This window comes from Rathayibacter sp. AY1B8 (assembly GCF_002932775.1).
Classification (GTDB): Bacteria; Actinomycetota; Actinomycetes; order Actinomycetales; family Microbacteriaceae; genus Rathayibacter.
The window spans coordinates 21,609-42,447 of record NZ_PSWJ01000018.1; the positions used below are offsets into that span (position 1 = coordinate 21,609).

Consider the following 20,839-nt stretch of genomic DNA (forward strand, 5'->3'; position numbering starts at 1 on the left):
CGCTCGCGGCACAGGTCGCGACAGCCCGGAGCTCTTCTACTGGTGGCCAGCACGAACGCCCTCCACACGACGGCACGGCGCGAAGCCCTGCCGTGGGATCGTCTCGATTCCTGACCGGACCGCTGCTCCGACGAACGCCGGCGCCCAGAAGGGGCGCCGCTGCAGACGTTAAGGAGACAGACCTCTTGGAAGGTCCTGAAATCACATTCGCCGAAGCCGTTCTCGACAACGGCTCGTACGGCACCCGCACCGTCCGCTTCGAGACCGGCCGCCTCGCGCAGCAGGCTCAGGGCGCCGTCGCCGCCTACCTCGACGAGGACACCATGCTCCTCTCGGCCACGTCGGCCTCGAAGAACCCGAAGGACAACTTCGACTTCTTCCCGCTGACCGTCGACGTCGAGGAGCGCTCCTACGCCGCCGGCAAGATCCCCGGCTCGTTCTTCCGCCGCGAGGGCCGCCCCTCCACCGAGGCGATCCTGGTCTGCCGTCTGATCGACCGGCCGCTGCGCCCCTCGTTCGTCGAGGGCCTGCGCAACGAGGTCCAGATCGTCATCACGGTCCTCAGCATCGCGCCGGACGAGTTCTACGACGCCCTCGCGATCAACGCCGCGAGCGCGTCCACGCAGATCTCCGGCCTGCCGTTCTCCGGCCCGGTCGCCGGCGTCCGCCTGGCGCTCATGTCCGACGGCTCCGGCAACGACCAGTGGGTCGCCTTCCCCAAGGCCTCCCAGCTGGAGAACGCCGTCTTCGACCTCACCGTCGCGGGCCGCGTCGTCACCAACGAGGACGGCTCCTCGGACGTCGCCATCATGATGGTCGAGGCCGAGGCCACGGAGTCCTCCTGGAACCTCATCAAGGCGGGTGCGACCAAGCCCAGCGAGGACGTCGTCGCCGAGGGCCTCGAGGCCGCCAAGCCCTTCCTCCGCGCACTCGTCGAGGCGCAGGCGAAGCTCGCCGCCGAGACCGCGAAGCCGGTCAAGGACTACCCGGTGTTCCTGCCCTACGCGCAGGAGACCTACGACAACGTCGCCGAGCTCAGCTACGACGAGCTCGTCCGCGTGTACCAGATCGCCGACAAGGTCGAGCGGCAGGACGCCGACGACGCCCTCAAGGCGCGCGTCAAGGAGCAGATCGCCGAGCGCATCGCCTCGGGTCAGCTGTCGGCCGAGGCCTACAACCAGGTCGGAGCGGCGTACAAGTCCGTCACGAAGGTGGTCGTCCGCGGCCGCATCCTTCGCGACGGCGTGCGCATCGACGGACGCGGCCTCGCCGACATCCGCCCGCTCGACGCCGAGGTGCAGGTCATCCCGCGCGTCCACGGCTCGGCCATCTTCCAGCGCGGCGAGACCCAGATCCTGGGCGTCACCACGCTGAACATGCTCAAGATGGAGCAGCAGATCGACTCGCTGTCGCCCGTCACCAAGAAGCGGTACCTGCACCACTACAACTTCCCGCCCTACTCGACCGGTGAGACCGGCCGCGTCGGATCGCCGAAGCGTCGCGAGATCGGGCACGGCTTCCTCGCCGAGCGCGCCCTCGTGCCGGTGCTGCCGAGCCGCGAGGAGTTCCCCTACGCGATCCGCCAGGTCTCCGAGGCGCTGAGCTCCAACGGCTCGACCTCGATGGGCTCGGTCTGCGCGTCGACCCTGTCGCTCCTCAACGCCGGAGTGCCGCTGCGCGCCCCGGTCGCGGGCATCGCGATGGGCCTCGTGTCCGACGTCGTCGACGGCCAGACCCGCTACGCGGCGCTGACCGACATCCTGGGCGCCGAGGACGCGCTCGGCGACATGGACTTCAAGGTCGCCGGAACCGCCGAGTTCGTCACGGCCATCCAGCTCGACACCAAGCTCGACGGCATCCCGTCGTCGGTGCTCGACGCCGCGCTCAAGCAGGCCAAGGACGCCCGCACCACGATCCTCGCGGTGCTCACGGCGGCCATCGACCAGCCCGACGAGATGGCCCCGACCGCGCCCCGCGTGATCTCGGTGCAGATCCCCGTCGACAAGATCGGCGAGCTGATCGGCCCCAAGGGCAAGACGATCAACGCGATCCAGGACGAGACCGGCGCCGACATCTCCATCGAGGAGGACGGCACCGTCTACATCGGGGCCGTCGACGGTCCGTCGGCCGAGGCCGCGCGTGCGCAGGTCAACGCCATCGCGAACCCGACCAACCCCGAGGTCGGCGAGCAGTTCCTCGGAACCGTCGTCAAGCTCGCGACCTTCGGCGCGTTCGTCTCGCTCCTCCCCGGCAAGGACGGACTGCTGCACATCAGCGAGGTCCGCAAGCTCGCCGGCGGCAAGCGCGTCGAGAACGTCGAGGACGTCCTCGGAGTCGGCCAGAAGCTGCTCGTCCAGATCACCAAGATCGACGACCGCGGCAAGCTGTCCCTCGCGCCCGTCGTGGCCGAGGAGGCCGAGGCCGAGGCTCCCGCCGAGAGCTGATCCCTCCTGCACGACCGTGACGCCCGTCCCACTCCGGTGGGGCGGGCGTCCGTCGTCGGCGGGGGCATGGGGTACGGTGGCGGGACCGCGCCGCACCGCCACGACCGGAGGACTCCGTGACCGACCCGACGCCGCTGGCCACCGAGCCGGAGACGCCCCTCCTCTCGCGCACCCTGGGTCGGACCGGCCTCCCCGTGCATCCGCTCGCCCTCGACGGCTCCGTCTTCGGCTGGGCCGCCGGGATCGACGACACCACCGAGGTGCTCGACGCGTTCGGCCGCCTCGGCGGCACCCTGATCTCGACCGCGGACCACTACGCGACCGGTCGGAGCGAGTACATGATCGGCCGCTGGCTCGAGCAGAGCGGGCTGCGCGAGCGGATGCTGGTCGCGACGAAGGTCGGCCGGCACCCGGACGCGCCGGGACTCGCCCCGGAGGACGTCCGCATCGCGATCGAGGGGAGCCTCGAGCGGCTCGGCACCCGGATCGACCTGCTCTCGTTCGACAGCGAGGACCCCGGGATCCCCATCGCCGACAGCCTGGCGGCGGTCGCGCCGTTCCTGGCGGACGGCTCGGTCGGCGCCCTGGGCGCCGCGCACTTCAGCGGAGCCGCGATCACGGCGCTGCACGAGACGGCGACCGCGTTCGCGCTGCCGTCGCTCTCGGCCGTCGTGTCGGAGTACAGCCTGATGGAGCGCCGGACCTACGAGACCGACGTCGCCCCCGAGGTGGTGCGGCTAGAGCTCGGCACCCTCGCGCGGCTGCCCCTGGCGAGCGGCTACCTCACCGGCGCCCTGCGCAGCCGCACGGACGAGCCGGAGTCGGCCCTGTTCGAGGCGGGCCTGGACTACGTCGGCCGCCACGGCTCCCGCGTGCTCGCTGCCCTCGACGAGATCGCCGGCGCCCACGGCACGGAGCCCGGCGTGGTCGCGCTCGCCTGGGTGCTCTCGCACCAGGAGGTCTCGGCGGCGATCGTCCGGGCCCGGAACGCCGCGGAGCTCGAGTCGCTGTTCGCGGCGGCCGCGCTCCCACTGACCCGGAGCGACATCGCCCAGCTGGACCGCGTCTCCGCCTGAGGCTCTCGCCGGCTGGTCCGCCGCCGTCGGGCGCCGCGCCCCGCGCCGGGCTCGGAGCGGGGCGCGGCGAGGTTCAGCGGCGCAGGATGCGCGCCTCCCACGGGCCGAGCGTCGACCCGGTCGCACCGGCGACGTTGCCGAGGACCGTCTCGGCAGCCGCCCACTCCTCGAGCAGCGGCACCTCGAGCGGCTCACCGGACACGTTCCCGACGACGAGCAGCTCGCCCGGTCCGGTGCGCGTGAAGGCGAAGAGCGCGGGGTGCTCGGGCTCCAGCAGCGCGAAGCGGCCCAGCTGCACCGTCTCGTCGGCGTGCCGCAGCGCGATCAGCGCCCGGTAGTACTCGAAGACCGACCGCTCGGCGGCCCGATCGGCGGCGACGTTCACCTCGGCGGCGTTAGGGTTGACCGCGATCCACGGCTCGCCGGTCGTGAAGCCGGCCTGGAGGCTGTCGTCCCACTGCACCGGCGTGCGGGCGTTGTCGCGGCTCTGCGCGCGCAGCCCGGCGAGCACGGTCGCCGGGTCCTCGCCGCGCTCGCCGACGGCCTCGGCCCAGTAGTTCAGGGACTCGACGTCGCGGAAGTCCTCGATGCCGGCGAACGGGACGTTCGTCATCCCGATCTCGTCGCCCTGGTAGATGTACGGCGTGCCGCGCTGGAGGTGGAGGAGCGTCGCCCAGAGGGTCGCGGACTCGTAGCGGTGCGCGCCGTCGTCCCCGAAGCGCGAGACGAGACGCGGCTGGTCGTGGTTGCCGAGGTACAGGCTGTTCCAGCCGCGCTCGGCCAGGCCGTCCTGCCAGCGCGCGAGGTTGGCCTTCAAGGCGACCAGGTCCAGCGGCACCGGGTGGAACTTGTCGACTCCGTGGTCGATGCCGACGTGCTCGAACTGGAAGACCATGTCGAGCTCACGCCGCTCGGGATCGGTCACGAGCACCGCCTCCTCGAGGGTGACCCCGGGCATCTCGCCGACGGTGAGGAAGGAGCCCTCGCGGTGCGCGAACACGGCCTCGTGCATCTCGCGGAGGTACTCGTGGAGCCGCGGACCCACCCCTCCGACGATGCCCGCGCCGCCCTGCTCGCCGTCGACGGCTCCGACGTCCTTCGAGACGAGGTTGATCACGTCCATCCGGAAGCCGTCCACTCCGCGGTCGAGCCAGCGGTTCATCATCGCGTGCACCGCGTGCCGCACCTCGGGGTTCTCCCAGTTGAGGTCCGGCTGCTGCACCGCGAAGAGGTGGAGGAAGTACTCGTCCGTCGCCGGGTCGAGCGTCCAGGCAGGGCCGAAGAAGTAGGAGCGCCAGCCGTTCGGCTCGGCGACGTCGAGGCCGGCGCCGGCGGCCGCCTCGAGCTCGCGGCCGGGCTCGGCCGAGCGGCGCCCGCGGCGCCACCAGTACCAGTCGCGCTTCGGGTCCTCCTGCGAGGAGCGGGACTCGACGAACCAGGCGTGCTCGTCGCTCGTGTGGTTGACCACGAGGTCCATCACGATGCGGATGCCGCGCTCGTGGGCCTCCGCGAGGAGCAGGTCGAACTCCTCCAGCGTCCCGAACCGCGGGTCGATGTCCTCGTAGTCCGAGATGTCGTAGCCGTTGTCGTGCTGCGGCGACGGGTAGACCGGCGAGAGCCAGATCACGTCGACCCCCAGGTCGGCGAGGTGGTCGAGCTTCGAGCGGATGCCGCCCAGGTCGCCGATGCCGTCGCCGTTCGAGTCCGCGAACGAGCGCGGGTAGATCTGGTAGACGACGGCGCTCGTCCACCAGGGCGCGGACGTCTCCCGCTCGGGGGAGTCGGAGGTCGGGGCGGCGGTCTCGGAGGGGGTCGGGGCGGCGGAGTCCATGGTCGCGAATCTAGCCCGGACGGCCGACACGGAGGGGCCCGCCGCACCGCTCGCCGGCGCGAGTCGACCCCGCCGGCGGCGCCCGTGTAACGATCTGGTGAACCGTGCGCGACCCGGCGGAGTGGCGGCTCCGGCGCTCGGATACTCTCTCCCCTGGCGGGACCCGAGCCGCCGCAGGGAGAGTGGTGGCGTGCCCAGGGACAGGACCGGCGTCGTCGTGCGGGCTCCCCGTCACAGTGCCGTCCCGCTCCCGCCCGCGGCGTCCCGCGCAGCCTCCTCGAGCGGCGTCCTCGCCGAGACCGGCCCCGTCGAGCCGACCGCCGTCGCACCCTCGCACCGCCGGCCGATGGGCGACTCCGGCCACGACCTCTTCCCCTTCGTGCTCGACGCGGCGGCCCTCGGCCGCGACGACGGTGCCGCGCTGCTCGAGCGCTACGCGGCGTGGGGCGGCAACGGCGTCGTCGTCACCGACTCGAGCGTCGCGGAGGGCGTCGGCGGCTGGCCCGCCGGACACCGCGACCGGGACCGCTTCCTCCTGATCGGCCGCTTCGCCGCTCCGGTCGGCGCCCCCGCGACGCCACGTGCGCTGGTGGACCGTGTCGAGGGGGCGCTGCGCCGCCTCCGCACCGATCGCCTCGATGTGCTGGCGGTCCGCCCCGACGGGGCCGGACGCCTCGACGAGCTCCTCAGCGCTGTCGACGTGCTGCTGGCGCGCGGGCTGGTGCGGTCGGTGGTCGCCTCCGGATTCTCCCCGGAGGAGCTGTTCGAGGCGCGCGTCCTGGCCGCCCACGGGCTGCCCCGCCTCGCCGGCGCGGAGGTCCGCTGGAACCTGCTCGAGCGGCCCGGCTCGGAGGGCGACCTCGGCCTCGTCGCCGCCGGCCAGGGACTCGCCCTGCTCGCGACCGTCCCCCTCGCCCACGGGTTCCTCCGCGGCGCCGAGCGCACCCGCCGCGAGCTCGGCCGCCTGCCCGACGGGGCACTCGCCGCCGCCCACCTCGGGCGCCGCGGACGCCGGGTCCTCGCCGTCCTCGACGCGATCGGCGCCGAGCTCTCGGCCGTTCCCGCCGCCGTCGCCCTGGCCTGGCTGCTCGGCCGGCCGCGCCTGACCGCCGCGACGGTCGCCCCGCGCTCGCCCGCCGACGTGGACGCGCTGGTGCGCGCGGTCTCGCTCGAGCTCGACCCCGGACACCTGGCCGCGCTGGAGCGCGCGCGCCGCTGACCGCGCCCGTCCGCGACGCCCCAGGCACCTCTCCCGCCACGGCGCGACAGCCCGGCTCGGGCCGCCGTCGCGGTGGCCTAGGGTGGGCACGATGAACCACGGAGTCGCACTGCCCCTCGACCAGCCGGAGACGTCAGTCCGGGCCGCAGGCGGATCCACGGTCCGCCGCTCCGTCCTCCCGAGCGGTGTCCGCATCCTCAGCGAATCGGTGCCCGGCGCCCGCAGCGCCACGATCGGCTTCTGGGTCGCCGCGGGTTCGCGCGACGAGCGGCCCGGCCGCCCCGCGACCGCGGGCGAGCCCGCCGTGCCCTCCAACGTCGGCTCGACGCACTTCCTCGAGCACCTGCTGTTCAAGGGCACGCAGAAGCGGTCCGCCCTCGACATCGCCGTGTCCTTCGACTCCGTGGGCGGGGAGCACAACGCTCTCACCGCCAAGGAGTACACCTGCTACTACGCCAAGATCCAGGACCGCGACCTCCCGATGGCGGTCGAGGTGATCGCCGACATGGTGACCTCGAGCCTGATCGATCCGGACGAGTTCGAGACCGAGCGCGGGGTCATCCTCGAGGAGCTGGCGATGGCGGACGACGATCCGGCCGACGTGGCGGGCGAGAAGCTGTTCGAGGCCGTGTTCGGCGACCACCCGCTGGGCCGCCCGATCGGGGGCACCGCCGCGACCATCGGCGAGGCCACCCGGGACGCGGTCTGGGCGCACTACCGCGCCGCCTACCGCCCGCGAGACGTGGTGATCACCGTCGCCGGCGCCGTCGACCACGAGGCGCTCGTCGCGCTGCTCCAGCGGGTCCTCGTCGCCGACGGCTGGGACCTCGGCACGGCGGCCCCGCCCGTCGAGCGGCGCGTCGGCGGCCGTGCGTCCTACACCCGCGGCAGCGCCCTGTCGGTGGTGCACCGCCCCACCGAGCAGGCGAACCTGCTGGTCGGCTTCCCCGGTCTCGCCGCGGGCGACGAGCGGCGGATGACGATGGGCGTCCTCAACTCGATCCTCGGCGGCGGCATGTCCTCGCGGCTGTTCCAGGAGGTGCGCGAGAAGCGCGGCCTGGCCTACTCCGTCTACTCCTTCGCCCCGTCCTACTCGGACGCGGGCCTCTTCGGGCTCTACGCCGCGTGCACCCCGGCGAAGGCGGGGACGGTCGCCGAGCTCCTGCTCACCGAGTTCCACCGCCTCGCCGAGGACGGCGTCACCGACGACGAGCTCGCGCGCGCCCGCGGCCAGCTCTCGGGAGCGGCGGCGCTCGCGCTGGAGGACTCCGACACCCGGATGTCGCGCCTCGGACGCGCCGAGCTGACCTTCGGCGAGTTCGTCGACCTCGACGAGAGCCTGCGCCGACTCGCCCTCGTCGGCGCGGAGGACGTCCAGGCACTCGCGGCAGACTTGGCCCGGGGGCCGTCGTCGATCTCGGCCGTCGGCGCGGTCGACGAGTCGGCCTTCGCCGGGATCGCCGGGATCGAGAGCGCCTCCGCGATCTGATCCGATCGTCGAACGCCCGCTGACCGCGCACCGCCGCGCCGCACCAGGGAGGACCCCGTGTCCCACTACATCTACCTCGTCCGCCACGGCGAGCAGCAGGACGCCGAGCACGGCATGCCGGACGGCCCGCTCTCGGCCCGTGGTGAGCGCCAGGCGAGGCTCATCGCCGAGCGGCTCGGCGGAGTCCCCTTCACCGGAGCGTGGCACTCGCCGCTGCGCCGGGCCGAGGAGACGGCCGCGCGCTTCCAGACGCTTCTGCCGAGCCTGCCGCTCCAGCCGTCCTCGCTGCTGTTCGACTGCATCCCCTCGGGGCCGACCCCGGACATGCCCAAGGCGTTCGAGCCCTTCTTCGGCAGCGTCACCGCGGCCGAGATCGAGGCGGGGCACGCGCAGATGCAGGACGCGGTGGCCGAGTTCCTGGCGCCGTCGCGCGAGGACCGCCACGACCTCCTCATCACCCACAACTTCGTGATCGGCTGGTTCGTCCGCCACGTGTTCGACGCTCCCGACTGGCGGTGGCTGGGCCTCAACCAGGCCAACTGCGGGCTGACGATCATCCGCGTCCGCTCCCGCAAGCCGCCGGTGCTCGTCGTGCACAACGACCTCTCGCACCTGCCCGTGGAGCTGCGCACCGGCCTGCCCGAGGCCCAGCCGTACTGAGCTGCGGGCTACGCTGAGTCGGTGACTACCTCCGTCGCCGTGGTCGGCGCGTCCGGCCGACTCGGCTCGTTCACCTGCTCGCTCATCGAGGCGTCGAGCGAGTTCTCGCTCGTCGCGCGGCTCGGCTCGCGGAGCGATCCCGCCGAGATGCTCGCGGCCGACGTCGTCGTCGACATGACCGCGCCGGCCGTCAGCCAGCAGATCGTCGACTTCGCCGTAGCCAACGGGAGGAAGGTGCTCGTCGGCACCTCCGGCTGGACCGGCGACCGGATCGCGGCCCTCCGGCACAGCGTCGCCGAGCAGCCGGAGGCCGGCGTCGTGATCATCCCCAACTTCTCGCTGGGCTCGGTGCTCGCGACCGCGCTGGCCACCGTGGCCGCGCGCTTCTTCGACGCCGCCGAGATCGTCGAGACCCACGGCGCCCGCAAGGTCGACTCGCCCTCCGGGACCGCGGTCCGCACGGCCGAGCTGCTGCTGCGCGCCCGGGCCGAGCTCGGTCCGGTGCAGGCTCCGCACACCGACCAGCGGGCCCGCGGCCAGCAGGTCGCGAGCGTCCCGGTCCACAGCCTCCGCCTGCCCGGAGTGGAGGCGCGCCAGGAGGTCGTCTTCGGCGGTACCGGCGAGACGGTCACCATCCGGCACGACACCACCTCGCAGGCGTCCTACGAGCAGGGCGTCCTGCGTGCTCTCGACGCGGTCCGGACGACCTCGGGCGTGGTAGTGGGCCTCGACGCGCTGATCGACCTGCGCGCCGCCTTCGACGCCGCGCCTCTCGCCGAGCGGCCGGTCGACGAGCAGCCCGTCGTCGACCGGGCTCCGTCCGGCCAGGCCGCCGCAGCGACGAGCACCCCGTGAGGACCCGCGTCGGCGTCGTCCTGATGGCGGTCCTGCTCGCCCTCTACCTGTTCGTCTGCCTGCAGTACTCCGTCGTCGCCTTCGCCGCGGCGACGGTGCCCGGCATCGTGATGGGCGTCGGCCTGCTGATCCTCGGCGCCGTCGGCGTCTGGGGGCTCGTGCGCGAGCTGCTGTTCGGGCTCCGCGCCGAGAAGCTGGCCCGTCGGCTGGAGGGCGAGAACGCGCTGCCGCAGGAGGTCCTCGACTCGCGGGCCAGCGGGCGTCCGCTCCGGGAGGAGGCGGACGCGCTGTTCCCGCAGTACGCGGAGGAGGTCGACGCGCAGCCCGGGAGCTGGCGCGCCTGGTACCGCCTCGGCCTCGCCTACGACGCCAGCGGCGACCGCAAGCGCGCCCGAGGCGCCATCCGCAGGGCCATCGCGCTGGAGCACGAGGCTCCGGCCTGACCGCTCGGCCGCGACTCGAGCGCGGCTCTCCGGGCGAGAACCGCTCGGGCGCCCGGGATCAGGCGAGCACCCACTCCAGCGCCGCGCCGACCGTGCGGTGGCGGAACTCGAAGCCGTCGTCGAGCAGCCGCTGGGGGACCAGGCGCTGGCTCGAGAGCAGGAGCTCGTGCCCGGCGTCGCGCAGCGCGAGCTCGATGATCTTCTCGGGGACGGCCAGCTTGAACGGGCGGTGCAGCTGCTCGGCGAGGGTGCGCATCACGTCGTTCGCGGTCGCCGGCACCGGTCCGGCGAGGTTCACCGGGCCCGAGAGCGAGGACGTGAGCAGGTGGCGGATCGCCGCGGCCTCGTCGTAGAGGCTGATCCAGGGCCAGGCCTGATTGCCGCTGCCGAGGGGTCCGCTGAGACCGAGCTTCGTCAGGGGCAGGAGCGGCTTGAGCGCGCCGCCGTCGCCGAGGACGAGCCCGGTGCGAGCGGTGACCACCCGCGTGGCCTCGGGCGCGAGGTGGGCGGCCTTCTCCCAGCGGTCGACGACATCGGCGAGGAATCCGTCGCCACGCGAGGACTGCTCGGTGAGCTCCTCGCCCGGGCGGTCTCCGTAGTAGCCGACCGCGGAGGCGTTGATCAGCGTCGTCGGCGGGGTCGAGGACATCCGCATCGCGTCGGTGAGGGTCTGCGTGGACTGGATCCGCGAGTCGAGGATCTCCCGCTTGTAGGACGCGGTCCACGGCAGGCGGCTGATCGAGGCGCCGGAGAGGTTGATCACGGCGTCGACGCGGTCGAGCACGCTGAAGTCGAGCATGTGCGAGGTGGGCGCCCAGTGGAACTCGTCCGGGCTCGACGGCGCGTGGCGCACCAGGCGCAGGATCTCGTGCCCCTCGGCGCGCAGCTGGCGGGTCAGCTCGGAGCCGATCATCCCGCTGGCGCCCGAGATCAGGACGCGGAGCCGGGGAGCGGACGCGTCCGGCCGGGCCGACGGCAGCTCGGACGGCGTCGACACGTGCTCGCCCGGCGTGCGCGCGGCGCGCCGCGGCGAGCCGGAGTCCGTGGTCCCGTCGTGGTCGGAGTGCCGTGCGGATGAGTCGCTCATGGTGCCTCCCGGAGCCGGTCGCGGGCCGCCCGCGAAGCGGACCCAGCCTAGAGCCTCACGCCCGGGAGCCGGCCGAGCGCCCGACCAGGCCTGCCCGCGCGAGCACGAGGTAGAGCTCGCAGCCCAGGCAGAGGCCGAACACGGCGTTGAGGAAGGCGGCGAGGAAGGCGACGGCCGCGGCGACCGGAACCGATCCCGGGACGCCGGCGACGTGCAGGAGGACGCCGGCGCCGGTCACCACCAGGCCGATCAGCTGGGCGAAGCGCGGCGGGCGGGCGTCCTCCCACTCGCGCGGCGGTGCCAGGTGCGGCCGGACCACCCGGCGGAACAGCACCGCCCAGGGGCCGGAGCCGACGCCGCGCGCGGCCGACCAGGCGAAGAGGGCGGCGAGCGCGAGCAGCAGGAGGAAGCCGGGCTGGGAGAGCCGGCCGTCGAGGTCGGCCCGGGCCGCGGCCGCGAGCCCGAGGCCCACGGCCGTGAGGAGGAGTGCGGCGGTGACTCCGGCGGCGACCCTCGGGCCGCGGGGATCGACGGTGCCGGACGGGGGAGTGGCGCCGGTGGTGGAGGGGGAGCGGGTGCTCATCATGTCTCCTGGAGTCGGTCGAGCTCGATGGTCAGGGCGGCCCGGGTCGGAGCGCCGCCGACGCGGCTGCGCGGCACTCCGTCTCGATCGAGCAGGAGGAGCGTGGGCGTCTGCCGGACGCGGAAGCGCGCCGCGAGGTCGGGGCGGTGCGTCAGATCGACGTCGAGGTGCGCCAGCCCGGGCCGCTGCTGGGCGAGCTCCCCGAGCATCCGTCGCACTGCAGGGCACCGCGTGCAGACGTCGGTCGAGAACTGCACGACTGTGGCCCGGGTCCCGAGCACTGCGCCGGGGACGAGCTCGCCGGGGTCGATCGCGGGGTCCTGGCGCGAGGGGGCGCTCGCGACGCGCCCGGAGCGGGCCCGATGGACAGCCCCGAGGACGACGCCCAGCACGACGAGGCCGAGCAGTGCGGCGAGGATCGTCACGGGCTCCATCCGGGAAGCGTAGGTCGGCGCGGGCGCTCCGCGGACGACTGTTTCGGGATGTGACGACGGCCGCGGTCGGAGCGTGGTCTAGGTTCGATCCGTGACCGAACAGAGCAGCCTCAGCGCAGACCCGAGTAGTCCCGTCTTCCGCAGTGATGTCGTCGTCGAGCTGGTCCGCGCGAGCGCCCACGACTCCGACGTGCTGTTCGCGGCCCGCGTCTCGACCCAGGGCGAGAAGACGCTCGCCGAGGCGCTCGACGGCGAGGAGTCCGACGCCGAGCTGCAGCGCAAGCGCGACCGCGGACTGATCAACTACCTGATGCGCGACCGCCACGGCTCGCCGTTCGAGCACAACTCGATGACCTTCTACGTGCAGGCGCCGATCTTCGTCTTCCGCGAGTTCATGCGGCACCGCATCGCCTCCTACAACGAGGAGTCGGGCCGCTACCGCGAGCTCCGCCCGGTCTTCTACGTACCCGGTCCCCGCCGCAACCTCGTGCAGGTCGGCAAGCCCGGCGCCTACTCCTTCGAGCCGGGCACCCCCGAGCAGGCCGAGCTCGTCGCCGAGGAGACGCGCCGCGTCAGCACGCAGGCCTACGAGTCGTACCGGCGGATGCTCGGCGAGGGCGTCGCCCGCGAGGTCGCCCGGATCGTCCTCCCGCTGAACATCTACTCGTCGATGTACGTCACGCTCAACGCCCGCTCGCTGATGAACTTCCTCTCCCTGCGCACCAAGCGCGAGGACTCGACGTTCCCCTCCTTCCCGCAGCGCGAGATCGAGATGGCGGCCGAGCAGATGGAGACGCACTTCCAGGAGCTGATGCCCCTCACGGCCGCCGCCTTCACAGCGAACGGCCGCGTCGCTCCGTAGCCCGCCGCCCGGCGAGGACGAGCGGACCGTCCCGCCCGATCCGCCTGCTGCCGTCCGCGCGGGCGGCTCCGGGAACCTCCTCCCGGCGGCGCGGCGGCGACCCGCTACCCTGGCAGCGTGTCAACTCCGGAGAATCCCTTCGGCCAGGTCCTGGTCGCCCTGGTCACCCCGTTCACCGCCGACGGCGAGGTCGACTGGCCCGGTGTCGAGAAGCACATCGACGACTGCATCGCAGCGGGCGCGGACGGCATCGTGGTCACCGGGACCACGGGTGAGACCAGCACCCTGACCGACCCGGAGAAGATCCGCCTCGTCGAGGTCGGCCGCTCGGTCGCCGGAGGCCGCGCGAAGATCATCACGGGAGGCGGCTCGAACGAGACCGCCCACGCCATGCAGCTCGCCCGTCAGAGCGAGAAGGCCGGCGCCGACGGCAACATGATCGTCACCCCGTACTACAACAAGCCCACGCAGGCGGGCGTGCTCACCCACTTCCGGATGATCGCCGACGCGACGGACCTGCCGGTCATCCTCTACGACATCCCCGGCCGCACCGGCGTGCCGATCCGCTACGAGACGATCCTGCGGGCGGCCAAGCACCCGAACATCCTGGCCGTGAAGGACGCGAAGGGCGATCTCTCCGAGGTCAGCCGCGTGCTCAACCAGACCGACCTGATGTACTTCTGCGGCGACGACGCGAACGTGCTCCCCGAGCTCGCCATCGGCGCCACGGGGCTCATCGGCGTCACCGCGAACATCGCCGCCGCGCCGTACCGCACGATCGTCGACGCGGTGAACGCGGGCGACCTCCACGCGGCCACCCGCGCGCACCAGCAGCTCGAGCCGCTCGTGCGCGCCGTGATGACGCACGTCCCCGGGACCGTCGCCGCGAAGTACATCCTGCACGGCCTCGGCCGCATCTCCTCGCCGCGCGTGCGGCTGCCCCTGGTCGGCCCGGAGGAGTCGGAGGCGGCGCTCATCGAGGACGAGCTCGGCCTGGTCCGCGACATCCCGGGCGTCGACTTCCGCAACTTCCGGCCCGACCGCAACGCCGCGGCCGGCGGCGCCCTCCCGAAGGTCGCCGGCACCACCCGCTGAGCCCGAGCGGCACGTCCCGAGAAAGCACCGCTGGAGAAGGAGGGCGCATGCCCGGTCCCGTGATCATCCCCGCCCCGCTCGCTCCGGGAACGCTCCGGATCATCCCCCTCGGCGGCCTCGGCGAGATCGGCCGCAACATGACCGTCTTCGAGATCGACGGCAGGCTCCTGGTCGTCGACTGCGGCGTGCTCTTCCCGGAGGAGGACCAGCCGGGCGTCGACCTGATCCTCCCGGACTTCACGCCCATCCGGGACAGGCTCGACGACATCGTCGGAGTGGTCCTCACCCACGGCCACGAGGACCACATCGGCGCCGTCCCCTACCTGCTCCGCCTGAAGCGCGACATCCCGCTGATCGGGTCCACCCTCACGCTCGCCCTCGTCGAGGCGAAGCTCAAGGAGCACCGGATCACGCCGTACACGCTCACGGTGAAGGAGGGCGACGTCGAGAACCTCGGGCCCTTCGAGCTCGAGTTCGTCGCCGTGAACCACTCGATCCCGGACGCGCTGGCCGTGTCGATCGTCACCGACGCCGGCTCGGTGCTGCACACCGGCGACTTCAAGATGGACCAGCTGCCGCTCGACGGCCGGATCACCGACCTGCGCGCCTTCGCCCGCCTCGGCGAGGAGGGCGTCGACCTGTTCATGGTCGACTCCACCAACGCCGACGTCCCCGGCTTCACGCCGAGCGAGCGCGACATCGGCCCGGTCATCGAGAGCGTCATGGCCAGGGCGACCCGCCGCGTCATCGTCGCGAGCTTCTCCAGCCACGTGCACCGGGTGCAGCAGGTGCTCGACGCGGCCCACGCCACGGGCCGCCGCGTGGCGCTGCTCGGCCGCTCCATGGTCCGCAACATGCGCATCGCCGCGGATCTCGGCTACCTGCACGTCCCTCCGGGAGTCCTGGTCGACATGAAGAAGTCGGGCGACGTCCCCGAGGACAGGATCGTCTACATGTCCACCGGGTCGCAGGGCGAGCCGATGGCCGTCCTCAGCCGGATGGCCAACCTCGATCACCAGATCGAGCCGGGGGAGGGCGACACCGTGATCCTCGCCTCCAGTCTCATCCCCGGCAACGAGAACGCGGTGTACCGGGTCATCAACGGGCTCACGCGGCTCGGAGCGACCGTCGTGCACAAGGGCAACGCGAAGGTGCACGTGTCCGGGCACGCCGCGGCCGGCGAGCTCCTCTACTGCTACAACATCCTCAAGCCGCTGAACGTGATGCCGGTGCACGGCGAGTACCGGCACCTGGTCGCGAACGGGCAGCTCGCGCGTGAGACCGGGATCGCGGAGGAGAACACGATCATCGCCGAGGACGGCACCGTGATCGACCTGCTCGACGGCAGGGCGACCGTCGTCGGACGGCTCGACCTGGGGTTCGTCTACGTCGACGGATCGTCGGTGGGCGAGATCACCGACGCCGACCTCAAGGACCGGCGGATCCTCGGCGAGGAGGGCTTCATCTCGATCATCGTGGTGGTCGAGGCGGGCACGGGGCGGATCGTCGTCGGCCCCGAGATCCACGCGAAGGGCTTCGCGGAGGACGACAGCGTCTTCGACGAGGTCAAGCCGCGGATCGCGGCCGCGCTCGAGGAGGCGGTGCGGAACGGGGCGAGCGATCAGCACGCGCTCTCGCAGGCCGTCCGTCGCGTCGTCGGCCGCTGGGTCAACACCTCCTACCGCCGCCGGCCCATGATCGTGCCGCTCGTCATCGAGGCCTGAGCCTCCCGGCCGGCGGCGGATCGGCGCCTGCCGTCGCGGCGCGGGTCACCGGCCCTGACGGGGGCGGCAGGTACGGTGGCCTCATGGCGACCAGTACCAAGACGACCTCGCGCGGGCGCGGCAGCGCGACTCCGCGCTCCGGCGCGCCGCGATCCGGCCGGGGCTCGGGCAAGGCGGCCGCCGAGACGAAGACGGTGGCCTTCGAGTCCGCCCCGCGCACCAACCCCGCCGTGCGGCTCTGGATGGCGCTGGCCCACCTCGCGGGCGGCGCAGCGCGCGCCCTCGGTCCCGAGCGGCTGGCGAAGGAGGAGCGCCGCGACGGCGTCCCCTTCCTGCTGCTGCTGCTGGCCGTCGCGGGCGCGGTCGTCGAGTGGTTCCTCGCGACCGACCCGGTCGCCCTGGTGCTCGACGCGTGGAGCTTCGGCGGCTTCTTCGGCCGGGTCGCCTACGTGCTGCCGGTCGTCCTTCTCCTCTTCTCCCTCTGGCTCTTCCGGCACCCCCGGTCCGTCGACGACAACGGGCGGATGGGCGTGGGCGTCATCACGCTGCTCGTCGCCTCCGCCGGCATCTGCCACGCGCACCTCGGCCTGCCGCAGCCCGGCCAGGGAATCGAGACCATGGCGGCAGCGGGAGGCGTCCTCGGCTGGCTGGTGGGCGCCCCGCTCGTGGCGATCGCCACCGTCCCCGGCGCGACCGTGCTGCTGTCGCTCGTGATCCTGCTGTCGCTGTTCATCATCACCAAGACCCCGCCGAACCGCATCGGCGCGCGCTCGCGGGAGCTCTACGGCTACCTCTTCGGCGCCCCCGTGCTCGACGACGAGGAGCGCGCCCGCCTCAAGGCCGAGCGGGCCGCCGCCAAGGCCGCGGCGAAGGCGGAGGCCGAGCAGGAGGAGGACGCGCAGCAGGACGGCGGAGAGCTGCCCTGGTGGCGGCGCACCGAGTCCGGGCGCGAGGACGAGCCGACCGTGCAGACCGAGCTCCCGATCGACTCCTTCACCGAGGTGCTCGAGGGCACCGCTCCCGCCCGCGGCCGCGCGAAGGGCTTCGACACCGCGCTCGAGGAGCGCGACGACGAGGCCCACCCGCCGACCCGCTCCTACGCCACCGAGGTGCTGGCCGAGGCCGAGACCGCCGAGGCCGCGCTCGCCCGCTTCGAGCAGACGGGCGCTCCCCGCGGCGCGACCGGTGTGGTCGACGACGACGCGACCGAGGTCATCCGGCTCGACCGCCTCGATGTGGCGCCCGCCGTCCCGATCCCGCCCGTCATCGAGACCGGCCCGATCGCGCCCCTCGCCGAGGAGGATCCGACCGCCGGCTTCGACTCCTCGTTCGAGGACGACGCGCCGTACCGCCTCCCCTCGGCGGCCGCCCTCTCGACGGGCACGCCCTCCAAGGCGCGCTCGGCGGCCAACGACGAGATGGTCCGCGCCATCACCGAGGTGCTGCAGCAGTTCAACGTGGATGCGACGGTCACCGGCTTCTCCCGCGGCCCGACCGTCACCCGCTACGAGATCGAGCTCGGCCCCGGCGTCAAGGTCGAGCGCGTCACCGCGCTCAGCAAGAACCTCTCCTACGCCGTCGCCAGCAACGAGGTCCGGATCCTCTCCCCGATCCCGGGCAAGAGCGCGATCGGCGTCGAGATCCCCAACACGGACCGCGAGATCGTCTCGCTGGGCGACGTCCTCCGCTCGCCGGCCTCGACGACGTCCACGCACCCGATGACCATCGGCGTCGGCAAGGACGTCGAGGGCGGCTACGTCGTGGCGAACCTCGCCAAGATGCCGCACCTCCTGGTCGCCGGCTCCACCGGCTCCGGCAAGTCCAGCTTCGTCAACTCGATGATCACGAGCCTGCTGATGCGCGCGCGCCCGCAGGACGTGCGGATGGTCCTGATCGACCCCAAGCGCGTGGAGCTCACCATCTACGGCGGAGTGCCGCACCTGATCACTCCGATCATCACGAACCCCAAGAAGGCCGCCGAGGCGCTGCAGTGGGTCGTGAAGGAGATGGACATGCGCTACGACGACCTGGCTTCGTTCGGGTTCCGTCACATCGACGACTTCAACGCGGCCGTCCGCGCGGACGAGATCACGCTCCCGGCGGGCAGCAGCCGCGTCCTCAAGCCGTACCCGTACCTCCTCGTGGTGGTCGACGAGCTCGCCGACCTGATGATGGTCGCCCCGCGCGACGTCGAGGACTCGATCGTGCGGATCACCCAGCTCGCGCGCGCCTCGGGCATCCACCTCGTGCTTGCCACGCAGCGGCCGAGCGTCGACGTGGTGACCGGCCTCATCAAGGCGAACGTGCCCAGCCGCCTCGCCTTCGCGGTGACCAGCGTGACGGACTCGCGGGTCATCCTCGACCAGCCGGGAGCCGACAAGCTCATCGGGCAGGGCGACGGCCTCTTCCTCCCCATGGGCACCAACAAGCCGATGCGCGTCCAGGGCGCCTGGGTCCGCGAGGACGAGATCGCGAAGGTCGTCGAGCACGTCACCCGTCAGGCGCAGCCCGAGTACCGCCAGGACATCACCGTGCAGGCGCAGCGCAAGGAGATCGACTCCGACATCGGGGACGACCTCGAGCTGCTGGTCGCGGCGGCCGAGCTCGTCGTCAGCACGCAGTTCGGCTCGACCTCGATGCTGCAGCGCAAGCTCCGCGTCGGCTTCGCCAAGGCCGGCCGGCTGATGGACCTGCTCGAGTCGCGCGAGGTCGTCGGCCCCTCCGAGGGGTCGAAGGCTCGCGACGTGCTGGTCACCGCCGAGCAGCTGCCGGGCGTCCTCGCGCGGATGCGCGGCGAGGACCCGGGCGAGGGGCCGGCCGCGCCGTCCTCGGTCGCCCCGGACCCGTACGCGGATCCGCTGGCCGAGCCGACCGGGCCCGCCGCCACCGACTACCACGACGACGACGAGGGGTCCGGCGAGGACGCCTGGACGCTGACGGGACGCGAGTGACCGTCCCGGTCGCCCGCACTGCGAGGAACGGCGGAGCACGATGACGAACCCCACCGCACCGGCTCCGGCCGCGTCGGGCAACTGGAACCTGCCGAACGCGATCACGGTCCTCCGGATCCTGCTGGCGCCCGTCTTCTTCTGGCTCCTGCTGGCCGACGGGGGGCAGGACAGCGGGATCCGGATCGCCGCGGCGCTCCTCTTCATCGTCGCGATCGCCACGGACGGCATCGACGGGCACATCGCCCGGAGCCGGGGCCTCGTGACCGATCTCGGCAAGCTCCTGGATCCGATCGCCGACAAGGTGCTGACCGGTGCGGCGCTCGTCGGGCTCTCGATCCTCGCGGAGCTGCCGTGGTGGGTGACGATCGTCATCCTGGTGCGCGAGATCGGCATCACCGTCTTCCGGATGGCCGTGCTCTCGGACCGGGTGATCCCGGCGTCACGGGGCGGCAAGCTCAAGACGATCGTGCAGTCGATCGCGATCTCCCTCGCTCTGCTGCCGCTCTGGGCCGTCCTCGGCGAGTGGGTCCACTGGCTGAACGGGATCACGATGACGGCCGCGGTGGTGCTCACGGTCGCCACCGGGATCGACTACCTCGCCGACGCCGCCCGCCAGAGCCGGGCCGCCCGGTCCACGCGGTGACGGCCGCGCAGCTGATCGCCGAGCTCCGGCGGCGGGGTGTCGACCTCGCCGTCGCGGAGTCGCTCACCGGCGGCGCGCTCAGCTCCGCCCTCGTGGAGGTGCCCGGCGCCTCCGCCGTGTACCGCGGGGGAGTGGTGAGCTATGCCACCGACCTCAAGGACCGGCTCCTCGGGGTCGACGCGCGCGTCCTCGGCGAGCGGGGTCCCGTCGATCCCGGGGTTGCCGTGCAGATGGCGCGCGGAGCGTCCTCGCGGCTCGCAGCCGACGGGCGTCCGACGCTCGGCCTGGCGACGACGGGGGTCGCCGGTCCGGATCCGCAGGGGGATGCGGCCGTCGGCACCGTCTTCGTGGCGGCCGTCCTCGGCGAAGACGAGCTGGTCCGCGAGCACCGGTTCGACGGCGACCGCGCCGCGATCCGCGCCGCCTCGGTCGACGCGGCCCTCGCCCTCGGTGCGGAGCTGATCTCCCGCGGCGCATGAGGCGGATACCCAGCGAGGGCCCTCCGGGAATCGGAATGCGCCGCATTGCGGCCCGGTTACAACTGGTGTCGCTCACACGCAAAGTCCAGTCATCCGGTATTAGAGTCGACACCATACGAACCGGGTAGTGAACAGCTATCCGGTTCTCTTGTCCCAGCCCCCCGATCATCCGCTCCGGAATCTCCGGCGCTCGTGTTCGCGGTGCAGGTGCACGACATGCGGTTGACGTGGAGAAGGAGGGTCCAGTGGTTCTAGTTCGTCAGGAGATCGGCGATGTCCTCAGGGACTTTCGCCTGCAGAAAGGTCGTACGCTCCGTCAGGTGGCGAGCAAGGCGAGCGTTGCGCTCGGCTACCTGAGCGAGGTCGAACGCGGTCAGAAGGAGGCCTCCTCGGAGATCCTCGCCTCTGTCGCCGACGCCCTCGACACCCCCATCTCGGTGATCATGCGCGAGGTCGGCGATCGTCTCGCCGTCATCGAGGGCATCGACACCATCCCCGACACCATCCCGGCCGACATGGTCGCCGGCTTCGACGCGGACCTCGTCACGCAGTAGTCGGATTCCGTCCCCTCCACTCACCGCACCCGTTCCACGCGAAGGGCGCCCAGGCTCCGGCCGGGCGCCCTTCGGCGTTCCCGGGGAGTGCGGCCTCCGGGCAGCGGCTACCGTGGACGCATGCGCTTGAGCGAGTTCCGGCAGCTGGTGGACGACGAGTTCGGCGGCGCGTACGCCCGTGTCCTGGTCTCGGACCTCGTGCTGACCGAGCTCGGGGGCCGCACCGCCGAGCGCGCCCTCGCGGACGGAGCGGAGCCGCGCGAGGTCTGGCTCGCCCTCTGCCGCGCCAACGACGTCCCGGAGGCCCGCTGGCACGGCGTGGATGCGCGGAAGCGCCACCGCTGACGCTCCCGTCGCCGAAGCCGTGTTCGACACGCCGAAGGCTCTTGCTCGAATCCGTGTTCGAACGG

General features: G+C 72.5%; 19 protein-coding genes. 15 read left to right on the forward strand and 4 right to left on the reverse strand.

Annotated elements, in window-relative coordinates; translation table 11 throughout:
- Positions 1 to 185: 185 nt before the first annotated feature.
- On the forward strand, positions 186 to 2,444 hold the full coding sequence (locus tag C5C63_RS11525; RefSeq protein WP_104226293.1) for a polyribonucleotide nucleotidyltransferase: 2,259 nt from the start codon (positions 186 to 188) through the stop codon (positions 2,442 to 2,444).
- A gap of 116 nt (positions 2,445 to 2,560) precedes the next feature.
- Positions 2,561 to 3,520, forward strand: a complete 960-nt coding sequence (locus C5C63_RS11530; protein ID WP_104233259.1) for an aldo/keto reductase — start codon at positions 2,561 to 2,563, stop codon at positions 3,518 to 3,520.
- A gap of 73 nt (positions 3,521 to 3,593) precedes the next feature.
- Here C5C63_RS11530 and C5C63_RS11535 read toward each other — a convergent pair whose 3' ends face one another.
- Positions 3,594 to 5,351 carry an alpha-glucosidase gene (locus tag C5C63_RS11535; RefSeq protein WP_104292044.1) on the reverse strand — a complete coding sequence of 586 codons (1,758 nt, stop codon included), beginning with the start codon at positions 5,349 to 5,351 and terminating at the stop codon, positions 3,594 to 3,596.
- A 190-nt stretch (positions 5,352 to 5,541) separates the two neighbouring features.
- Between C5C63_RS11535 and C5C63_RS11540 the strand changes: the two genes are divergently transcribed.
- The 5 genes from C5C63_RS11540 (at position 5,542) to C5C63_RS11560 (ending at position 10,017) form a co-directional block, all read left to right on the forward strand.
- Entirely contained in the window at positions 5,542 to 6,570 is a 1,029-nt protein-coding gene (locus C5C63_RS11540; protein WP_146078453.1) for an aldo/keto reductase, read from the forward strand.
- Between the two features lie 91 nt (positions 6,571 to 6,661).
- A complete protein-coding gene (locus tag C5C63_RS11545) occupies positions 6,662 to 8,059 on the forward strand; it encodes a pitrilysin family protein (protein WP_104224504.1) in 1,398 nt (465 codons plus the stop codon).
- A 57-nt stretch (positions 8,060 to 8,116) separates the two neighbouring features.
- A complete protein-coding gene (locus C5C63_RS11550; protein ID WP_104224462.1) occupies positions 8,117 to 8,719 on the forward strand; it encodes a histidine phosphatase family protein in 603 nt (200 codons plus the stop codon).
- Positions 8,720 to 8,740: 21 nt separating this feature from the next.
- On the forward strand, positions 8,741 to 9,574 hold the full coding sequence (gene dapB / locus C5C63_RS11555; RefSeq protein WP_104292046.1) for a 4-hydroxy-tetrahydrodipicolinate reductase: 834 nt from the start codon (positions 8,741 to 8,743) through the stop codon (positions 9,572 to 9,574).
- The gene (locus tag C5C63_RS11560) at positions 9,571 to 10,017 is read left to right on the forward strand and encodes a tetratricopeptide repeat protein (RefSeq protein ID WP_104233263.1); all 447 of its coding nucleotides are present in this window, start codon (positions 9,571 to 9,573) and stop codon (positions 10,015 to 10,017) included. The genes dapB and C5C63_RS11560 overlap by 4 nt, the downstream gene beginning before the upstream one ends.
- Positions 10,018 to 10,075: 58 nt before the next feature.
- On the opposite strand, the gene C5C63_RS11565 is transcribed toward C5C63_RS11560, so the two are convergent.
- The 3 genes from C5C63_RS11565 to C5C63_RS11575 are packed head-to-tail and all read right to left on the reverse strand — an operon-like array spanning position 10,076 to position 12,121.
- Positions 10,076 to 11,104, reverse strand: coding sequence for a TIGR01777 family oxidoreductase (locus tag C5C63_RS11565; protein ID WP_104238626.1), 1,029 nt, complete (start codon positions 11,102 to 11,104; stop codon positions 10,076 to 10,078).
- Positions 11,105 to 11,159: 55 nt separating this feature from the next.
- Entirely contained in the window at positions 11,160 to 11,687 is a 528-nt protein-coding gene (locus tag C5C63_RS11570; RefSeq protein ID WP_104233265.1) for a DUF4395 domain-containing protein, read from the reverse strand.
- Positions 11,687 to 12,121 carry a thioredoxin family protein gene (locus C5C63_RS11575; protein WP_104233266.1) on the reverse strand — a complete coding sequence of 145 codons (435 nt, stop codon included), beginning with the start codon at positions 12,119 to 12,121 and terminating at the stop codon, positions 11,687 to 11,689. The genes C5C63_RS11570 and C5C63_RS11575 overlap by 1 nt, the downstream gene beginning before the upstream one ends.
- 91 nt (positions 12,122 to 12,212) lie before the next feature.
- Here C5C63_RS11575 and thyX point away from each other — a divergent pair, with 91 nt between their 5' ends.
- The 8 genes from thyX (at position 12,213) to C5C63_RS11615 (ending at position 20,774) form a co-directional block, all read left to right on the forward strand.
- The gene (gene thyX / locus C5C63_RS11580) at positions 12,213 to 12,983 is read left to right on the forward strand and encodes an FAD-dependent thymidylate synthase (RefSeq protein ID WP_104224468.1); all 771 of its coding nucleotides are present in this window, start codon (positions 12,213 to 12,215) and stop codon (positions 12,981 to 12,983) included.
- Between the two features lie 117 nt (positions 12,984 to 13,100).
- Positions 13,101 to 14,078, forward strand: coding sequence for a 4-hydroxy-tetrahydrodipicolinate synthase (gene dapA, locus C5C63_RS11585; protein ID WP_104224469.1), 978 nt, complete (start codon positions 13,101 to 13,103; stop codon positions 14,076 to 14,078).
- A gap of 47 nt (positions 14,079 to 14,125) precedes the next feature.
- A complete protein-coding gene (locus tag C5C63_RS11590) occupies positions 14,126 to 15,802 on the forward strand; it encodes a ribonuclease J (RefSeq protein WP_104326088.1) in 1,677 nt (558 codons plus the stop codon).
- 83 nt (positions 15,803 to 15,885) lie between these two features.
- A complete protein-coding gene (locus C5C63_RS11595) occupies positions 15,886 to 18,753 on the forward strand; it encodes a DNA translocase FtsK (protein ID WP_104295169.1) in 2,868 nt (955 codons plus the stop codon).
- 40 nt (positions 18,754 to 18,793) lie between these two features.
- Positions 18,794 to 19,396 (forward strand): CDP-diacylglycerol--glycerol-3-phosphate 3-phosphatidyltransferase, encoded by a 603-nt coding sequence (gene pgsA / locus C5C63_RS11600; protein ID WP_104295168.1) that lies wholly within the window; start codon positions 18,794 to 18,796, stop codon positions 19,394 to 19,396.
- Positions 19,393 to 19,875: a CinA family protein gene (locus C5C63_RS11605; protein ID WP_104224473.1), complete on the forward strand. Its 483-nt coding sequence runs from the start codon at positions 19,393 to 19,395 to the stop codon at positions 19,873 to 19,875. Before pgsA ends, C5C63_RS11605 begins: the two co-directional genes overlap by 4 nt.
- A 245-nt stretch (positions 19,876 to 20,120) precedes the next feature.
- Positions 20,121 to 20,429 (forward strand): helix-turn-helix domain-containing protein, encoded by a 309-nt coding sequence (locus tag C5C63_RS11610; RefSeq protein WP_068207524.1) that lies wholly within the window; start codon positions 20,121 to 20,123, stop codon positions 20,427 to 20,429.
- Between the two features lie 120 nt (positions 20,430 to 20,549).
- Positions 20,550 to 20,774 carry a DUF3046 domain-containing protein gene (locus tag C5C63_RS11615; protein ID WP_104295167.1) on the forward strand — a complete coding sequence of 75 codons (225 nt, stop codon included), beginning with the start codon at positions 20,550 to 20,552 and terminating at the stop codon, positions 20,772 to 20,774.
- The last annotated feature ends 65 nt before the right edge of the window (positions 20,775 to 20,839 follow it).